Source organism: Roseomonas sp. OT10, from assembly GCF_020991085.1.
GTDB lineage: Bacteria > Pseudomonadota > Alphaproteobacteria > Acetobacterales > Acetobacteraceae > Roseomonas > Roseomonas cutis.
Genome location: NZ_CP087719.1, coordinates 2,745,024 through 2,760,666 on the forward strand (window position 1 = coordinate 2,745,024; position 15,643 = coordinate 2,760,666).

The 15,643-nt window shown below is 75.8% G+C and carries 9 protein-coding genes; 6 read left to right on the forward strand and 3 right to left on the reverse strand.

Features of this window, described 5'->3' with window-relative positions; genetic code table 11:
* Positions 1-109 precede the first annotated feature (109 nt).
* From LPC08_RS12620 to LPC08_RS12645, 6 genes are all read left to right on the forward strand, one after another.
* Positions 110-1,087, forward strand: a complete 978-nt coding sequence (locus LPC08_RS12620; RefSeq protein WP_230448592.1) for a Bug family tripartite tricarboxylate transporter substrate binding protein — start codon at positions 110-112, stop codon at positions 1,085-1,087.
* Positions 1,084-1,977 carry an amidohydrolase family protein gene (locus LPC08_RS12625; RefSeq protein ID WP_230448593.1) on the forward strand — a complete coding sequence of 298 codons (894 nt, stop codon included), beginning with the start codon at positions 1,084-1,086 and terminating at the stop codon, positions 1,975-1,977. Before LPC08_RS12620 ends, LPC08_RS12625 begins: the two co-directional genes overlap by 4 nt.
* Positions 1,974-2,855 (forward strand): NAD(P)-dependent oxidoreductase, encoded by an 882-nt coding sequence (locus LPC08_RS12630; protein ID WP_230448594.1) that lies wholly within the window; start codon positions 1,974-1,976, stop codon positions 2,853-2,855. Before LPC08_RS12625 ends, LPC08_RS12630 begins: the two co-directional genes overlap by 4 nt.
* 748 nt (positions 2,856-3,603) lie before the next feature.
* The gene (gene rpmE, locus LPC08_RS12635; protein ID WP_230448595.1) at positions 3,604-3,834 is read left to right on the forward strand and encodes a 50S ribosomal protein L31; all 231 of its coding nucleotides are present in this window, start codon (positions 3,604-3,606) and stop codon (positions 3,832-3,834) included.
* Between the two features lie 295 nt (positions 3,835-4,129).
* Positions 4,130-4,618 (forward strand): Hsp20 family protein, encoded by a 489-nt coding sequence (locus LPC08_RS12640; RefSeq protein ID WP_230448596.1) that lies wholly within the window; start codon positions 4,130-4,132, stop codon positions 4,616-4,618.
* A 267-nt stretch (positions 4,619-4,885) separates the two neighbouring features.
* Positions 4,886-5,461 carry a DUF1013 domain-containing protein gene (locus LPC08_RS12645; protein ID WP_230448597.1) on the forward strand — a complete coding sequence of 192 codons (576 nt, stop codon included), beginning with the start codon at positions 4,886-4,888 and terminating at the stop codon, positions 5,459-5,461.
* A 486-nt stretch (positions 5,462-5,947) separates the two neighbouring features.
* Here LPC08_RS12645 and recR read toward each other — a convergent pair whose 3' ends face one another.
* From recR to LPC08_RS12660, 3 genes are all read right to left on the reverse strand, one after another.
* Positions 5,948-6,547 carry a recombination mediator RecR gene (recR, locus tag LPC08_RS12650; protein ID WP_230448598.1) on the reverse strand — a complete coding sequence of 200 codons (600 nt, stop codon included), beginning with the start codon at positions 6,545-6,547 and terminating at the stop codon, positions 5,948-5,950.
* Between the two features lie 106 nt (positions 6,548-6,653).
* Positions 6,654-7,487: a hypothetical protein gene (locus LPC08_RS12655; protein ID WP_230448599.1), complete on the reverse strand. Its 834-nt coding sequence runs from the start codon at positions 7,485-7,487 to the stop codon at positions 6,654-6,656.
* Positions 7,488-7,515: 28 nt separating this feature from the next.
* Positions 7,516-15,642 (reverse strand): hypothetical protein, encoded by an 8,127-nt coding sequence (locus LPC08_RS12660; RefSeq protein WP_230448600.1) that lies wholly within the window; start codon positions 15,640-15,642, stop codon positions 7,516-7,518.
* Position 15,643 lies beyond the last annotated feature (1 nt).

Genomic DNA, 15,643 nt, shown 5'->3' on the forward strand with positions numbered 1-15,643 from the left:
AGGCGTCGGACCGGGGGGACAAGGCAGGGCCTTTCCCCCCGGGGTGACCCACGGCACTACGAATCCAGAGACGCGGGCGCGCCGAAGGCACGCCACGGGAGGAACAGGCATGCATCATCCCTTCAACCGACGCACGCTGTTCGGCGCTGCCGCGGCGCTGGCCGCCCCCGCGACGCTGCGCGCGCAGGCGGCCTGGGCGCCGTCGCGGCCGATCCGCATCATCGTGCCCTTCGCGGCCGGGGGCGTCGCGGATCTGACGGTGCGCACGGTGGGCAGCAAGCTGTCCGAGCGCATCGGCCAGCCGGTGGTGGTGGACAACCGCCCCAGCGCCGGCGGCATCGTCGCGGCGCAGCAACTGTTCGGCGCCGCGCCGGACGGGCACACGCTGATGGCGGCCACCAACGGCACCGCGATCAGCCGCAGCCTGTTCCGCAACCTGCCCTTCGACCCGCTGCGCGACCTGGCGCCCGTCGTCACGCTGGGCGCCTTCCCCATCGCCGTGCTGGTCGCGCCGAACGGCGCGCCGGACATGGCCACCCTGCTCGCCCGGCTGCGGGCGGAGCCGGGCAAGCTGAACATCGGCACCATCGCGGCGGGCAGCACGCAGAACCTCTCGGCCGAGCTGTTCAAGATCCGCTCCGGGACGAAGGCGGAGACCATCGCCTTCCCCGCGACGCCGCAGGCGGTGACCGCCCTGCTGCGCGGCGACGTTGACGCGGTGTTCGAGATCACCGCGCCCGTGCTGGGGCAGATCGGCGCCGGCGCCCTGCGCGCCGTCGCCGTCACCACGGCGACCCGCGCGGCGACCATGCCGGCCGTGCCGACGTTGCAGGAGGCGGGCGTGCCGGATTACGACGTCGCCTCCTGGAACGCGCTGGTCGCCAGGACCGGCACGCCGCCGGAGGTGGTGGCGGCGCTGAACGCGGCGGTGAATGCCGTGCTGGCGGAGGCGGGAACGCGCGAGGTGCTGGCGGCCTCGGGCATCGAGGTGCGCGGCGGTACGCCGGAGGCGATGGGCCAGCTCCTGGCCACGGACACGGCGCGCTGGGCCGAGGTGATCGAGAAGGCGGGGATCGAGAAGCAATGAGCGAACGCGTCATTCCCGGCTGCAAGGGCCCTGACCCGGACACCCGCACCCCGCGCTACAAGGCTCCCCCGGGCGCCTGCGACGCGCATTGCCACATCTTCGGCCCGGCCGCCGTCTTCCCCTATGCGGCGGACCGCGCCTACACCCCGCCCGACGCGCCCTATGAGGGGCTGCGGCGGCTGCACGACATCCTGGGCATCGAGCGCGCGGTGATCGTCCACGCCTCCTGCCATGGCAGCGACATGGCGGTGACGCTGGACGGCATCGCCCGCTCCGGCGGCCGCTACCGCGGCGTGGCGGTGGTCGATCCGGGCGTGACGGAGGCGGAGCTGGCACGGCTGCACGCGGGCGGCATCCGCGGCGTGCGCTTCAACTTCGTCCGCCACCTCGGTGGCATGCCGGACATGGCCTTCTTCGAGCGGGTGCTGGCGCAGGTGGAGCCGCTGGGCTGGCACGTGGTCCTGCACCTCGATGCACAGGACGTAGTGGCGCTGGCGCCACGCATCGACGCCATCCGCATCCCCTTCGTGATCGACCACATGGGCCGGGTGAAGGCGAAGGGCGGGCTGGAGCAGCCGGCCTTCCAGAGCCTGCTCGGGCTGATGCGCAACCCGCTGGCCTGGGTGAAGATCTGCGGCGCGGAGCGCGTCTCCTCCGAGGGCGCGCCCTTCCGCGACGCGCTGCCCTTCGCCCGCGCCCTGGTCGGCGTGGCGCCGGACCGGGTGCTGTGGGGCACGGACTGGCCGCACCCCAACATCGCGGGCGACATGCCCAATGACGGCGACCTGCTCGACCTGCTGGCCGAGGCGGTGGAGGACGAGGCGACGCGCCACCGCATCCTGGTCGACAACCCGACGCGGCTCTACTGGAACGACGGAGAGAGCGCATGACCGGTCCTATCACGATCATCGGCTTCGGCGAGGTCGGCAGCATCTTCGCCCGCGACCTGAAGGCGAAAGGCGTGGAGCGGATCACCGCCTGGGACATCGCCTTCGCCGACCCGCACAGCAAGGCGAGCCGCAACGCGCAGGAGGTGGGCGTCACGGTCGCACCGGACGCCGCCGGCGCCGTGCGGGGCGCGGGGCTGGTGATCTGCGCCGTCACCGCCGGCTCCGACCTCGATGCCTGCCGCGCCGCCGCCCCCGGGTTGTCGCACGGGCCGCTCTTCGTGGACGTGAACTCCGTCTCCCCCGGCACCAAGCGGGCGGCGGCGGAGATCGTCGAGGCCGCCGGCGGCCGCTACGTCGAGGCGGCGGTGATGACCAGCGTGCCGCCCAAGGGACTCGCCTCGCCCATCCTGCTGGGCGGGCCGCACGCTTCGGCCTTCGCCGATCTCGGCACGCCGCTGGGCATGGCGCTGACGGTGTTCTCGCCGGAGATCGGCCGCGCCTCCTCGGTGAAGATGTGCCGCAGCGTGATGATCAAGGGGCTGGAGACTCTGACGACGGAATGCATGCTCGCCGCCCGCCGCTACGGGGTGGAGAAGGAGGTGCTCGCCTCCCTCGCCGACACCATCCCGCATCCGGACTGGGCGGACCTGGCGCGCTACGTCATCAGCCGCCCGCTGATCCACGGCCGCCGCCGCGCGGAGGAGATGCGCGAGGTGGCGCGCACCGTGGCGGAGGTGGGGGTGGACCCGATCCTCTCCGGCCCCATCGCCGAGCGCCAGGACTGGTCCGCGAAGCGCGGCGCGACCCTGTCGAAGGAGGTGCTGGCGACGAAGGACCTCGACACGCTGCTGGACGCGGTGCTGGCCTCGGATCGCTGAGGCAGCCGGCCCCGTGCCGGTCGCGACCGGCACGGCTTCTCCTTTCCGCTGACCCATGGCGGCGCGGCCTGCACGCCGGCAGGCCCGTTCCGGGAGGAGGCGCTGCGGCATCCACGCCGTGGCGACGGCCGGCTACCGGACTGCGGCAGGGCGGGAGCGGGGCCGAGGCGGCTGGCCCGTGGCGCGCGGCAGGGCACCCCGGCCAGGGTCCATCGATCGGGCGGGAGCTGATGTCCGCGGCGGGATTCGAACCCACGACCCCAGGATTCATCCCACTTCGGCTTTCGCCGCCGCGCGGCCGGTGCATGTCCCCGGCCGGCGTTCGTGGTCTGGACTGTCCCTTCACCCTAGGTCGCCGGCGCGAACCGTCAGCCCTTAGGTGCCGCCCGTCCAGTCTCTACACCTTCCCGGTCGCCCGGGCTTGGCTCGGGATCGGCGTGGGGAAGACCCCCGGCGCTTTCCCCGACTTTGAGCGGATCCGCCGTCCCGTTTCCATGGACGACGCCCAGTTCGAACAAGGAATCCTGTGCTCTATCCTGCTGAGCTACGCGGACGACCAGTCTGCCGGGACGGCGCCCAGGAAATGTCCCTGGGCAAGCCGGCGCCGGCGCTGCCGTCATACCGGAACCGCCGCCAGGGTGGCAAGGCAGCCGCCCGGGCGTGTTGCGCCGCCCCCTCGCGGCGGCTAGAAGCGCCGCTTCCGCGCGCCCGGTCGGCATCGGGCGGCCCGACCACGAAAGCCCACCCGATGAAGCCCGACATCCACCCGGACTACCACGAGATCACCGTCATCATGACCGACGGCACCACCTTCAAGACCCGCTCCTGCATGGGCAAGGAGGGTGACACGCTGCGCCTGGACATCGATCCGAAGTCCCACCCGGCCTGGACCGGCCAGCAGCGCGTGATCGACACCGGCGGGCAGATCGCCAAGTTCAACAAGAAGTTCGCCGGTATCGGCGCGCGCAAGAAGGCCTGAGGGCCAGCGGCCACCCTTCGGCCGCTCCCAGCCGTCCGGAAGCCGGGTCGCCGCAGGGCGCACCCGGCTTCGTGCTGTCCGGGCCCCGCTCTCCCGCGGCCGCCACCGCGCCGGCCGGGGACCGGCGGATGTCTTGAAACCGCCCTGCCCCCCGCCCATCTCGGACCTGTCGGCGGTGCCCCGAGCGGGGCTGCCGGCGCGGACCGGACGGTTCCCGGCGTCGCCCATAGCGGGGCGCCAGAGCGAATCCCGGCCCGCCGTCATGAACGAACCTTGCTGATGAGGAGGTTCCCTGATGAGTGCCCTCGACTTCTCCCCGCTGTTCCGCACCGCCATCGGCTTCGACCGCATGGCCCGCCTGGTGGATGCCGCCCGCGCGGCGGATGCCCCCTCCTACCCGCCCTACAACATCGAGCGCACGGGCGATGACGCCTATGTGCTGACGATGGCCGTGGCAGGCTTCGGCCCCGACGACATCGAGATCACGTCCCAGGACAACGTCCTGACGGTCTCGGGCAAGGCGCCGCAGGCCGAGGAGGGCCGCCGCTACCTGCACCGCGGCATCGCCGGCCGGGCCTTCGAACGCCGCTTCGTCCTGGCGGATCACATCCAGGTGCAGGGCGCCGACCTGCAGAACGGCCTGCTGCACGTGGCCCTGAAGCGTCTGGTGCCGGAGGCCCTCAAGCCCCGCCGCATCGCGATCGGCTCTGCCCCGATGGCCCAGAAGACCCTGGAGGTCGAGGCGGCCAACGAGCAGGACGCCGGCCAGGCCCAGGCGGCGTGACCTGACGCCATCCCGGGGCAGAGCACCGGAAGGAGGCCGGCGGAACGATCCGCCGGCCTTTTTCATGCCGACTCGCGCGCCGGGCGCACCGGTTCCGCGACGACCGTCTTTGACCGGGGGCGCCCCCCTCTCTATATCCAGCCCGACCCCTTGGCGGGGGGTGCCCTGCGGCCCGCGGGTGTGCCGTCGGGACCGACGCGCAGCCCCCTCGCCGCTTCGAACCTCTCTCCCGCGCGGTCGCCCCGCGGACCCGAAGGCTCCACACCCATGTCCACTCCCCTGATGCCCAAGGCCACCGCGGTGTGGCTGATCGACAAGACCTCCCTCACCTTCGACCAGATCGCGGACTTCGTGGGGATGCATCCGCTGGAGGTGCAGGCCATCGCCGATGGCGAGGTGGCGCAGGGCATCGTCGGCTACGACCCGGTCGCCAACGGCCAGCTGGCACGGGAGGAAATCCTGCGCGCCGAGGGCGATCCGGCCGCCCGGCTGAAGCTGCTGCCGGCCGCCATCCCCACGCCGAAGAAGCGCGGCAAGGGCGCGCGCTACATCCCCGTCTCCAAGCGCACGGACCGGCCGGACGGCATCGCCTGGCTGTTGCGCAACCACCCCGAGCTGACCGACGCGCAGATCGAGAAGCTGCTGGCGACCACCAAGGAAACCATCGCCAAGGTGCGGGACCGCAGCCACGCGAACTCCGCGAACATCAAGCCGCGCGACCCCGTCATCCTCGGCCTCTGCACCCAGTCGGAGCTGAACGCGGCCGTCGCGGCCGCTTCCGAGCGCACCGGCCTGCCGCCCTCCATCCCGCAGCCGATGCCGGCCGAGGAAGACGCCGCCTGACCCCTGCCGCCCTGGCGGGTGGAACAAGGCCGGGTGCCAGCGCGCCCGGCCTTTTCCATGCGTGCTGATCGGGGCCCGTCACCGCACGCGCGGGCGGTCGGTGCCGGCGTGGGGTGCGCCCGTGGCCCGGGGGCAAGGCTCCGCCTCGCCCCCGTACCCCCACTCCGCCAGGACCCTGCGGGCCCTGGACCCGATCAGCGCTGCCGCGCGGATGACTGCGACGGGGTCGAGGCGCCGAGGAGCTTGGCTCCTCGGCGGGACCGGCCGCAGCACTCGCTGACGCCTTTGAAGCTTTTTCAGAGTCCCGCCTGTCCGAGCTCCGTCAGGGTTCAGCCCGCAGGCTGACGCTCACCGCGCAAAGCCAACTCCCAGCGGGGACCGGGGCCCGCTTGTGGCCCCGGCAGGGGAGGGTCTGGGAGGGGACGGCGTTCCCTCCCGGTCCACCGCCGGAACACCACAGCGGGACAGGTCATCCCGCTGCCGGTATCAGACCGGTCGGCGGGAACGCAGTGCGGCGGCCAGGGTACCGTCGTCCAGCACGTCCAGCGCCCCACCCATGGGCACCCCCTGGGCCAGGCGCGTGACCTGGGTTGGTAGGTCGTGCAGCCGGTCGGTGAGGTAGTGGCCGGTGGTCGCGCCCTCCACCGTTGCCGGCAGGGCCAGGATCACCTCCCGCACGCCCTGTGCCGCCACCCGGCGGACCAGGGCCTGGATCGCCAGGTCCTCGGGGCCCACCCCGCCCAGGGCCGAGAGCAGGCCGCCCAGCACATGGTACAGCCCGCGATGCGCCTGCGCCCGCTCCAGTGCCCAGAGATCGGCCACGCCCTCGACCACGCAGACCAAGCCATGGTCGCGGTGCGGATCGCGGCAGATGCGGCAGGGCGAGACCACGTCGAGATTGCCGCAGACCTCGCAGGGCCGCACCGCCGCCGCCGCCGCCTGGAGCGAATCGGCGAGGGGCAGCATCAGCCGCTGCGGATCCTGGAGCATCTTCAGCACCGCCCTCCGGGCGCTGCGGCGGCCGAGGCCAGGCAGGCGCGACAACAGCCCGATAAGCTGTTCGACCGGATCGTTGACCTGGCTCATCACCCTCTTCCGTGCAGCGCCCCCGCACAGGCGCGAGCCGTTTCCGACATATGGGGCACGCTCGCGCCGGCCGCAGCAGGCCGGCGGCGCAGCCCCGATGCGCGCCTCACGCCAGGGGCTGCGCGCCCCCGCACGTGGCCGCGGGGGGCAGCGCCGCCAGCAGCGGTGCGGCCGCCGCCAGTAGGGGCCGCTCTGCCGGCAGGGCATGCAGCAGACCCAGCGGCGGGCCGGGCGGGAACTCCGCATGCAGGGCCAGCCAGCATCCCGGCCCGCCCGGCTCGGGACCGGAGGAGAGCAGAAGGCTGCGCCCGCCCCAGTCCAGCGGCACCACCTCCGCCTCCGTCAGCTCGCCCAGCCGCAGGCCGGGCGACGCCGCCCGCCCCCGCAGCCACCCCGCCGCCCAGGCGAGGGGCGGGCATGGCGGCGCCGGTGCCGCCCCGCCATGGCGGCGGGCCCCCTGCCCCATCAGGCAGGGGCTGTCCGGCAGGTCGGGCCAGCCCAGCAGGAGGTGCGCCAGCTCATGCGCCCAGAACCCCAGCGGTGCCCCTGCCGGCAGCGCGGCGTAGCGGCGCACCCAGCGTCCCGGCGCCACCGCCACCCCGCCCCCCGGAACCCGCCAAGCATGCGGCGCCAGGGGCGCATCGGCGACGATCACCACCGCCGCCGGCGCCTCCGTTCCGGCCGGCAGCGCCTCCAGCGCGCGCCGCGCCAGCCCGGCCGCGTTGCGCGGCCCCGGCCCCATCCCGCCCGCGGCGCACCAGCCGGCCGGATCGGCGGACAGGTGGACCGGCGGCAGCGGCACGGCACGCGGCCGCCAGTGGCCGAAGCTGCACGCCGCCCACCAGGCCGCGACCGCCTCCGCCCGTGGCGCGGGCGCCGCCCGTCCGCCGCCGCCGACCGGCAGCACCCCGAACGACGCCTCCGGCGGCACGCCCGTCACCAGCGGATGCTCCTCCCGCGACCGCCTTTCAGGGGCGCCAGGTCAGGATGTCCAGCATGAAGGGCTCCTGCCCGGCCGCCGTGGCACCCCGCAGGGTGCCGGGCAGGCCCGGCGCCGCGAAGTCCCAGCGCTGCATCCGCAGCCCGCCCCACCAGCGCAGCACCAGGGGCGCGGCCCGGCGATCGCCGCCGGTCAGCTCCCGCCACTCCGCCGCCATGGCGGTGGCGGCGCGGAGGGCCTCCGCCCCCGCGGGGGTCCCGGGCCGCGCCGCATCGGGGCGGAGGGCGACCAGGAAGCGCCCGACCGGGAAGGCGGGCCAACCGGCGGGTCCCGGCGGCCTCGGGACGGCGGCCATGCTCGGCCGGTCCTTGTCGCCCGGGTCCCAGGGAACGCGCAGCCATCCCATGTCGCGGGCGCCGATCAAACGGGGATCGTTCTCGGGCGCGCGGGCCAGGCGCAGGGTGCGGGCCCAGTCGGTGCGCCGCAGGTCGAAGCCGGGGTCGCGCGGCCATTCCGGCGTCATCCCGGCCTTGGGCACCCCGGCCGGCACGGGGGCCGCGCCGTTCACCTGCCAGTCCAGCGTGCCGTCCAGCAGCTCGATGCACAGCGCCCCGCCCACCACCGCGGCCAGCCCGATGCGCGCCGCCGTGCCGCCGGCGGCCGGCGTGGCCGCCGCCAGCGCCGCATCGAAGGCCCGGGCCGCGTCCTCGGCCGTCATGCCGGCGGTGACCGCGATCGCCGCCGTGGACAAGGTGCCGTTGCCCAGCCGGTAGCTGGCCGCCGCCTCGGCCGTGGCGCGCACGGCGCGCAGCCCGGGGCGCATCGCCGCCAGCGGTTCCGTGCGCCCCGCCCCCGGCCAGCCGCGTGCCTGTGCCGTCACCCCCGCCCCGAGCAGCACGTCCGCCACGGCGCGGTCCGTCACCCCGGCCGCCGGGATGCGGACGCTGCCCGCCAGGCCCGGCGAGGCCGTCTCCACCACCACCGTGCCGTCCGGCCAGGCCGCGGCCGCCCCGGCGCCGCCGGCCCGCAGGGCGGCATCCAGGCGCGCCGCCACCTCCGTCGCGTTCAGCGCCGTGCCGCCGAAGGCGACCTCCACCCGGCGTGTCGCGGGCAGGTCGCCGGCGGTGTTCTCGTCGAGCCCGATGGTCAGCGTGCCGTTGGGCGAGACGCTCGCCGCCGGCCGGAAGGCCACCGCGGCGCGCTCCGCCGCCCCGCGCGACAGGCTCTCCTCCCAGGCCGGGAAGGCGCCGGCGGCGCCGGCGGGCAGCCATTCCAGCCGCCCCGCCACGCCGCGGCGGGCGCTCCGCAGCACCCAGCCCATGCCGCCCGGCTCCTCGGGCGCATAGGCGGAGGGGCTGACCCACTCCTCGCCCTGCTCGGCCTCGTCCGCCGTGGTGTCGGGCTGGGCCAGCCCCGCCTCCAGCGCGGCGGCGATGTCGGCGGCGCTGGCCGCCCCCATGTCCGGCAGGCTGCCCGCCCCCTCCTCGAACTGCGGCATGACGGCGACGGGGGCCCCGGCCGCATCGCGCAGGGTGATGCCGGTGGCCGGGTCCGCCGTCAGCGCGGTGCCGCCGGTCAGGCGCAGGTTCGCGCTGCGCCCGGCCCGGATGGTCTCCAGCACCAGCCGCACCGGCCCCGCCCCGCGGGCGAAGGCGCGCAGGGTCCAGCCGCTGCCGCGCGCGATCTGGGCGCAGAGCTCGGCCGCGCTGGCCGGGGCGGTCAGGGTGATCGTCCGCGGCGATGGCGGGGGGGGTGGCGAACCGGCCGCGCGGTCGACCTCGACGACCAGCGTCCGTCCCGCAAGCACCGCCAGGTTGGCCGGCAGGGCCAGCCGGTCCAGCCGCGCCGGGCGCCCCCAGAGCGGGGCGGCGATCACGCGCGACTCCTCGTCCGGCCGGTCGGCGTGCAGGGTCACCAGCTCCGGCTCCAGCACCCGCGCCGCGCCCAGCGTCGCCTCCAGGCTGCCCGCGGTGCCGCCGGCCAGCAGCCGCGCGATCGGCCCGGGCGTCCCCCGGACGGACAGCCGCGTGCGCGGACCGTTGGGAACCAGCCGGATGCGCCCCGTGGCGGCGTCGGCGACCGTGGCCCGGTACAGGGCCTGCGGCGCGTCCGGCAGGGTGGCCGCGGCGTCCAGCCGCGTCTCCAGCGTATCGCCGCCCGGCCCGGCCACGGCCACCGCCCCCAGGTCGGGGAGGTTGCCCTGGCCGCTGGCGTTCAGCGGGCCGCTCAGCCCCAGCATCCGGCCGCCGGGCGGCGTGCCGGGCACGCTGACCACGACGCGCCCGGCGCTGCCGCTCACGCCGCCACGGAACTCCAGCACCGGCTGGGCGCCGGGGGCGGGATCGGGGCGCAGGCCGGCCCAGCCCGGCTGGACGTGGCGGGCGATCCAGGCCGCCGCCGCCGCCACGTCCGGGAAGGCCGCCGGGGCGGGAGGCACGTTGCGCGTCGCCCCATCGATGCTCACCAGCAGCCCGTTCGTCCGCAGGTGCGCCAACTGGGCCACGGCCTCGGGCGTACCGTCCGCCGGCACCGGGTCCGGGGCCCGCAGCACCGCCGGGGCGCCCAGCAGCGGCAGGGTCGCCCGGCGCGGCCCGGCGGTGACGGTCAGCAGCCCCGGCCCGGGGGCCACCGGCCCGGGCCGCAGCCGGTCGGTGCCGCTTCCCGCGACGGCGGCCGCCAGGGCGGGCGGGTCGGAGCCGAGGACCGGCACCGGGGCCGGGGCCTCGCCGCGCGGCTGCAGCAGCACCTCCCCGGGCGAGGCGCCGGGCGCCACGGCATAGAGCGGCGCCGTCCCGCCCGACGCGGTCGCGGTCGCCACCATGCGGGCCAGCAGGGCCCGGATCTCCGCCTCCTTCACCGCCGCGCCGTCCGCGACGGTGCCGGCGCCGCTGGCGTCGAGGGCCTCGGCCGAGGGCGGCAGGACGGGCCGGCGGAACCCCAGCGCGAGCAGCGCCGCGCCCCCCTCCAGCCGCAGGGCCCAGTCGGTGCCGCCGCCTTCCGTCTCGAGATGCAGCACCGGCACGCCGGTGCCGGGATCCATGGCGAAGGCGAGCAGGCCGGGCACGCCCGCCAGCCGCGCGGCCGCCGTGTCGGCATCGGTCATGCCCGCCAAGTCCACCGTCGCGGGTGGCAGCGCGCCGCCGGGCCCGGTGATGCGCACGGTCAGCGGCAGGGCCGCGGCGCCCTGCGCCACCGGTGCCACGGTGCCGCGCAGGATGGCCGGCGAGGCGGCAAGCTGGCCCATGGCGCCGGCCACGACCCGGCCGGCCGCGTTGCTGACCTGCACCGTCCAGCTGGCGCAGCGGGCGCGGAGGTCCAGCGGCAGGGGCGTGGCGGTGACGCTCAGCTCCGTCCCGCCGGCGGGCACGACGAGCGCCAGCGGGTCCGGTGTCCGCGAGGCCCGTACCGAGAGGGTGTGGCCCGCGGCGGGCGCGAGCCGCGGCACCCCCGCCGCCGGGGCGGTCAGGAGGCCGCTGGACGCGCCGAACAGCCGCAGGCGTGGCCGGAGCCGCAGGCCGGGCCCGACCTGGAGATGGTCGTCCGACGCCCCCTCCGCGGCGTCGGACAGGGCGAGGCCACGGCGCAGGAAGCCAAGCGGCCCCAGCCCCGGGGATTCCGTCAGCGCCATCGATCCGGACCGGCCATGCCGCGCCCCGCCCAGCTCCACCCGCCAGGCGAAGCGCACGGCCAGCCGGTCGGGCGCCGCCGCGGCGATCCGCTCGGCCAGGTCGAGGAGGTCCTTCGGCGCGTCGGCGAAGGAGATCTCCAGCGGCCCGTCGGCCAGGGCCAGGACCAGGCGCGCCGGCGTCCCGCCGGCGGGGGCGGGCAGCCGGTCGAGGGCCAGCTCCAGCCGCGCCGGCTCGCCGGTCAGCGGGGCGCGCAGCACGCGGCCATCCACCTCCAGGTCGATCCAGGAGGAGCCCGGGAGCGAGAGATCGGCCGGCAGCGCATCGGAATGCCAGTCGGCCGCCGCCGCGGCGCTGCCCGGCACCAGCGGCAGGCCCTGGGCGGAGATGCGCGCCGCATGGCCGGCGGCGACGCGCAGCCGCAGCCGGTCGCCATCCATCGCCACCACGGGGCCGGGGGCGGCCGGCTCGGGCTTCAGGGCGGCGGGGGCATAGCCGGTGGGAAAGCTGGCCCGCCCGGCCGCATCGGCCAGCACCCCCAGCAGCGTGGCGGGCGGCACCGCGCCGCTGTCCGCCACCGCGATCCCCCCGGCCAGCGGCGCGGAAGCCCCGGTCGCATCGCCGGCCGCCGGCAGGCGCAGCGCCCCGGCCGGGTTCGGCCCGTCCTTCTCCAGCCGCAGGGTCACGTCGCTGCCGCCGGAGACGCTGGCGACGATCACCGCCGCCCCGCCCGGCTCGGCCCAGGCGCGCAGCCCGTCGGCCTCGAGCATCAGGCGCCGGGCGACGGCGTTCGCGTCGGAATCCGTGGCGCGCAGGGCGACGGATTGCGTCGTGCCCTGGAGCACGACCCGCAGCGCCGTCGCCGCCCGCGCCGCCCCGGCCATGGCCGGGACCGCCAGCTCCAGCCGCAGCATGGCCGGCGCGGCGAGGATCGGCGGCGCCCAGGCGGCGCTCACCCCGACCGGCCCGGGATGCAGCGGCAGCGGGGCGGCGGGGACCAGCCCATGCGTGGCCGGGTCCAGCGCGACGCGCAGCACGGCGGCGTTGCGCGGCGTGCCGCGCGAGAGGTCGGGCGCCGGCCCGCCCGCGGTGAAGGCATTCGCCACGCCGGCGGGCCAGGGGGCGTTCAGCGCGCGGCCCAGGGCGGCGACCAGGTCGGCGCGGCTGAAGCGGCCGAGGTCGGGCAGGTCCCCGGCGCCGTTGACCATGGGACCGGGCGCGGTGCCGAAGGCGGCATCGCTGCCGGCGGCCAGTTGCAGCCGCGCGGCGCTGCCGCGGACGCGGCTTTCCAGGACCAGCACCGGCCTGGCGACGACCGCGCCACCCGCCCCGCGCAGCGCGGTGGCCAGGCCGGCGGCCATCTGGCGGGGGGAGCCGCGCGTGTCCGTCCCCGGCCCGGTCGGCCCGGCCGAGGTCTGCACCGTCTCGCCCGTGGCCAGGCCGCGTTCCGCCGGCACGTCGGGCAGCAGGCGCGGCCGATGCGCCCCGGCGAGCCAGAACTCGGTGGTCCGCCCGTTCACCCGCAGGGCGGCCTGTCCGCCGAGCATGCGGTAGGGACCCGGCTCCAACGCCATCATCCTCGCCGTGGGCGGCGCCAGGATGACCGGGGCCAGCCCCGGCAGCGCCGGCCAGCGCAGCGCGCCCAGCTGCTCCGTCTCCGTGTGTCGGTGACCGGGGACGGCATCCGTGGTGACGCTGCCCCGCGGCAGGACCTGGCGGCGGATCAGCGCCCGCAGCGCCTCCCGGGTGAAGGTCACCTGGTGCCAGTGGGCGGTGGGCGTCCCGGTCTTCGTCTCCTGGGCGCCGAAGCTGCCCAGGGTATGGCCGGCCGCCGGCACCCCTTCCAGGAAGGCGCCGGGATCGATCTCCACGAAATGGAAGTGCTTGACCCCGGTGGCGTCGTCCACGTCGCTGAGCCGGACGAGCAGCGCGCGCAGCGGCCGCGGCAGCAGCGGGTGGACATGCCCGTCGGGCCCGGCCTCCACCGTGACGTCGGCGGGCTGCCATGCCTCGCCCCGCAGCAGCGCCTCGACCGCCGCGCGCTTGAGGGTGACGCGGTGGCTGTGGCCGCGCGAGGCTTCCGCGAAGGCCACCACGTCGCCCGCGCCCGCCAACGGCGCGGGCGGCAGGAAGAGGCGGTGCAGGTGCCCGTCCGCGCCGGCCGCGCCGCCCTCGTCCAGCGCCAGCTCCCGCGTCGCCGGCGCCGGGGTGGCGGCGGGGGCCGCGTTGTCCGACGCGTAGTAGGCATAGGCGATCGGCTTGCCGGCGATCAGCCCCTTGCCGCCGATCCAGCCCAGCAACGGATACTGCCGGCGGCTCTGTGCCGAGGCGTCGCCGAAGACGAAGGGCAGGCTGCGTTCCGGCCCGGACTGGAACTCGTTGGACGAGATGTGGATGTGATGCTGCGCGCTGCGCCCGGTGCTGTCGCAGAGCGCGACGCGCTGGCCGCGCACCACCGCCTGGCCCGCCACCGGCGCGATGCTCTCCCGCATGACGTGGTAGTAGATGCCCGTGCTCAGCACCCGCTCGTCGTCGCTGCCGGGGTCGTGCCCTTCCCTCCATTCCGTGTGCAGCAGCGAGAAGTGGTTGGCGTGGTCCGTGCGGTTGGGGTTGACGTCCTCCGCCTCCAGCACCGTGCCGTCGCGCGCGGCCACGACGACCGCCCCCTCGTTCTCGTTGAAGTCGTAGGCGTAGTGGTTGCTGTCGCCGCCCTTGGTGTGGTGGCTGAAGATGCCGTGCGTGCCCTGGCCGCAGAACCAGGATTCGTCCTTGCGGTAGGGCAGCCGGTAGGGCGACTGCGCGGGGTCGAGGCCGTGGAAGGCGTCGGGCTTGTCGCGCCCGTCGTCGATGTAGACCCACCACAGCGCGAAGGGGATCAGCCCGGCGCAGAACAGCCCCATCAGCAGGATCAGCGTGTAGGAGGCGCCGCCGGAATCCTGCGCCGCGAAGGTCCAGATGAACAGCGCGACCAGCAGCACCGCGGCGATGATGGTGACGACGATGCCCACCACCGCATCGTCGGATTCCACGTCGCTGAGCAGGCCGAAGACCAGCAGCAGGGCGAGGCCGGTGAAGGCCGCCATGATGACGCGCGTCGGCGTGTCGCCGGCCGGCGGGGTCCAGTCGGCCAGCGTGCTCAGCAGGGTGATCCAGGAGGCGACGCCCAGCACCACGACCGAGACGAGGGCGGAGACCCACATGGAGGTCGGGAAGCCCTCCAGCCGGAACTGGTCCCAGCTCGGGAACAGCCCGCCCAGCGAGGAGAGGATCCACCACGGCCCCCAGGCCAGCCACAGCGTGCGCAGCAGGCTGGGCGCGCCGCGTGTCCCCTTGGGCGCATCCTTCCAGCCGCTGAAGTACCAGAAGGAGCGCAGCATCTGGTAGAAGACGCGCGGCATGGAGACGGCGGTGACATGCTTCAGCGGCCGCACCAGCAGCGAGCTGATGTAGTTGCTGAAGGTCCCCACCTCGTGGAAGGCCATCAGCGCGCGCAGCCCGTTGGACAGCACGAAGTCGCCCTGGTCGGTGAAGAGCCACTGCGTGCCGGAGGGCCAGGAGGACAGCGTCTCCGGCGCCGCGCTGCGGACGCTGACGCGGGCGATCTGCCAGGCCAGCAGGATCACGCTCGCCGTGCCGTCCAGGCCGCGGCCGGTGAAGTTGTGGGTGCGCAGCATCTCCCAGAACAGGTTGAGGGCGCCGACGACCCCGGTGATCAGGTCCATCCACCACAGCTCGTGGCCCGGGGGGAAGGGCGTGGCCTTGCCCTCCTCGGTGAAGTCGGGCCGGGCGCCGGGCATGGGCTGCGGCCCCTCCACGGTCACCTCGACGCGCACGGAGACGCGCGACAGGGCGGAGAGCAGCGGCCCGAACTCCGCCTTCATGGCGCCGACCTGCCGGCCCAGCGCGCGCAGCCCCTCGACGTCGAGGCCGTTCAGCAGCGCCTCCGCCTGGCCGCGCAGCAGCGCCTTCAGGTCGAGGTTGGCGGCGACCGGTGGAAGGTCGGCATAGAGCGGCCGCAGCCGGCGGCGCAGCTCGGCGGCGGTGCGGAAGGAGCGGTGGGCGGGGGCGTCGCGCCGCCCCTCCCGCAAAGGCCGCTCCAGCATGCCGAGCGCCGCCTCGATCTCCGTGCGCAGCCCGGTCTGCAAGGCGGGCGCGCGCAACTCCGGCAGGGCGCCGAGCAGGGCGTCCAGCAGCGCGAGGATCGCGCGCCGCAGCGTGTCCGCATCCAGGCTGGCGGCGGCATCGACCAGCTCCGCCAGCTTCGCCTGCAACGCATCGAGCGAGTTCGGCTGCGGCGCGGTGAGCAGGCCCAGCGGCCCCTGCTGCGCCACGCGCCCCAGGCTTTCGGCGAAGGGCGCCATCCGCCGTACCAGCCCGGCCGACCATTCCGCCGCGGCCGGCCCGGGATCGCCGAAGCCCGCCAGCCCCAGCGCGGCATCGACCGAGGCGCCGTAGCCGTCGCGCGCCGGGCTGGCGTCGAGGGCCTCGCGGAGCCGGCCCGGATGCAGCAGGGCGTGGCCGAGCGCCATG

Excerpts from the sequence above, each read along its gene's own strand:
- LPC08_RS12645 (WP_230448597.1), top strand. The coding sequence starts at position 4,886 with ATGTCCACTCCCCTGATGCCCAAGGCCACCGCGGTGTGGCTGATCGAC.
- LPC08_RS12620 (WP_230448592.1), top strand. The coding sequence starts at position 110 with ATGCATCATCCCTTCAACCGACGCACGCTGTTCGGCGCTGCCGCGGCG.
- recR (WP_230448598.1), bottom strand. The coding sequence starts at position 6,547 with ATGAGCCAGGTCAACGATCCGGTCGAACAGCTTATCGGGCTGTTGTCG.
- rpmE (WP_230448595.1), top strand. The coding sequence starts at position 3,604 with ATGAAGCCCGACATCCACCCGGACTACCACGAGATCACCGTCATCATG.
- LPC08_RS12640 (WP_230448596.1), top strand. The coding sequence starts at position 4,130 with ATGAGTGCCCTCGACTTCTCCCCGCTGTTCCGCACCGCCATCGGCTTC.
- LPC08_RS12625 (WP_230448593.1), top strand. The coding sequence starts at position 1,084 with ATGAGCGAACGCGTCATTCCCGGCTGCAAGGGCCCTGACCCGGACACC.
- LPC08_RS12660 (WP_230448600.1), bottom strand. The coding sequence starts at position 15,642 with ATGGCGCTCGGCCACGCCCTGCTGCATCCGGGCCGGCTCCGCGAGGCC.
- LPC08_RS12630 (WP_230448594.1), top strand. The coding sequence starts at position 1,974 with ATGACCGGTCCTATCACGATCATCGGCTTCGGCGAGGTCGGCAGCATC.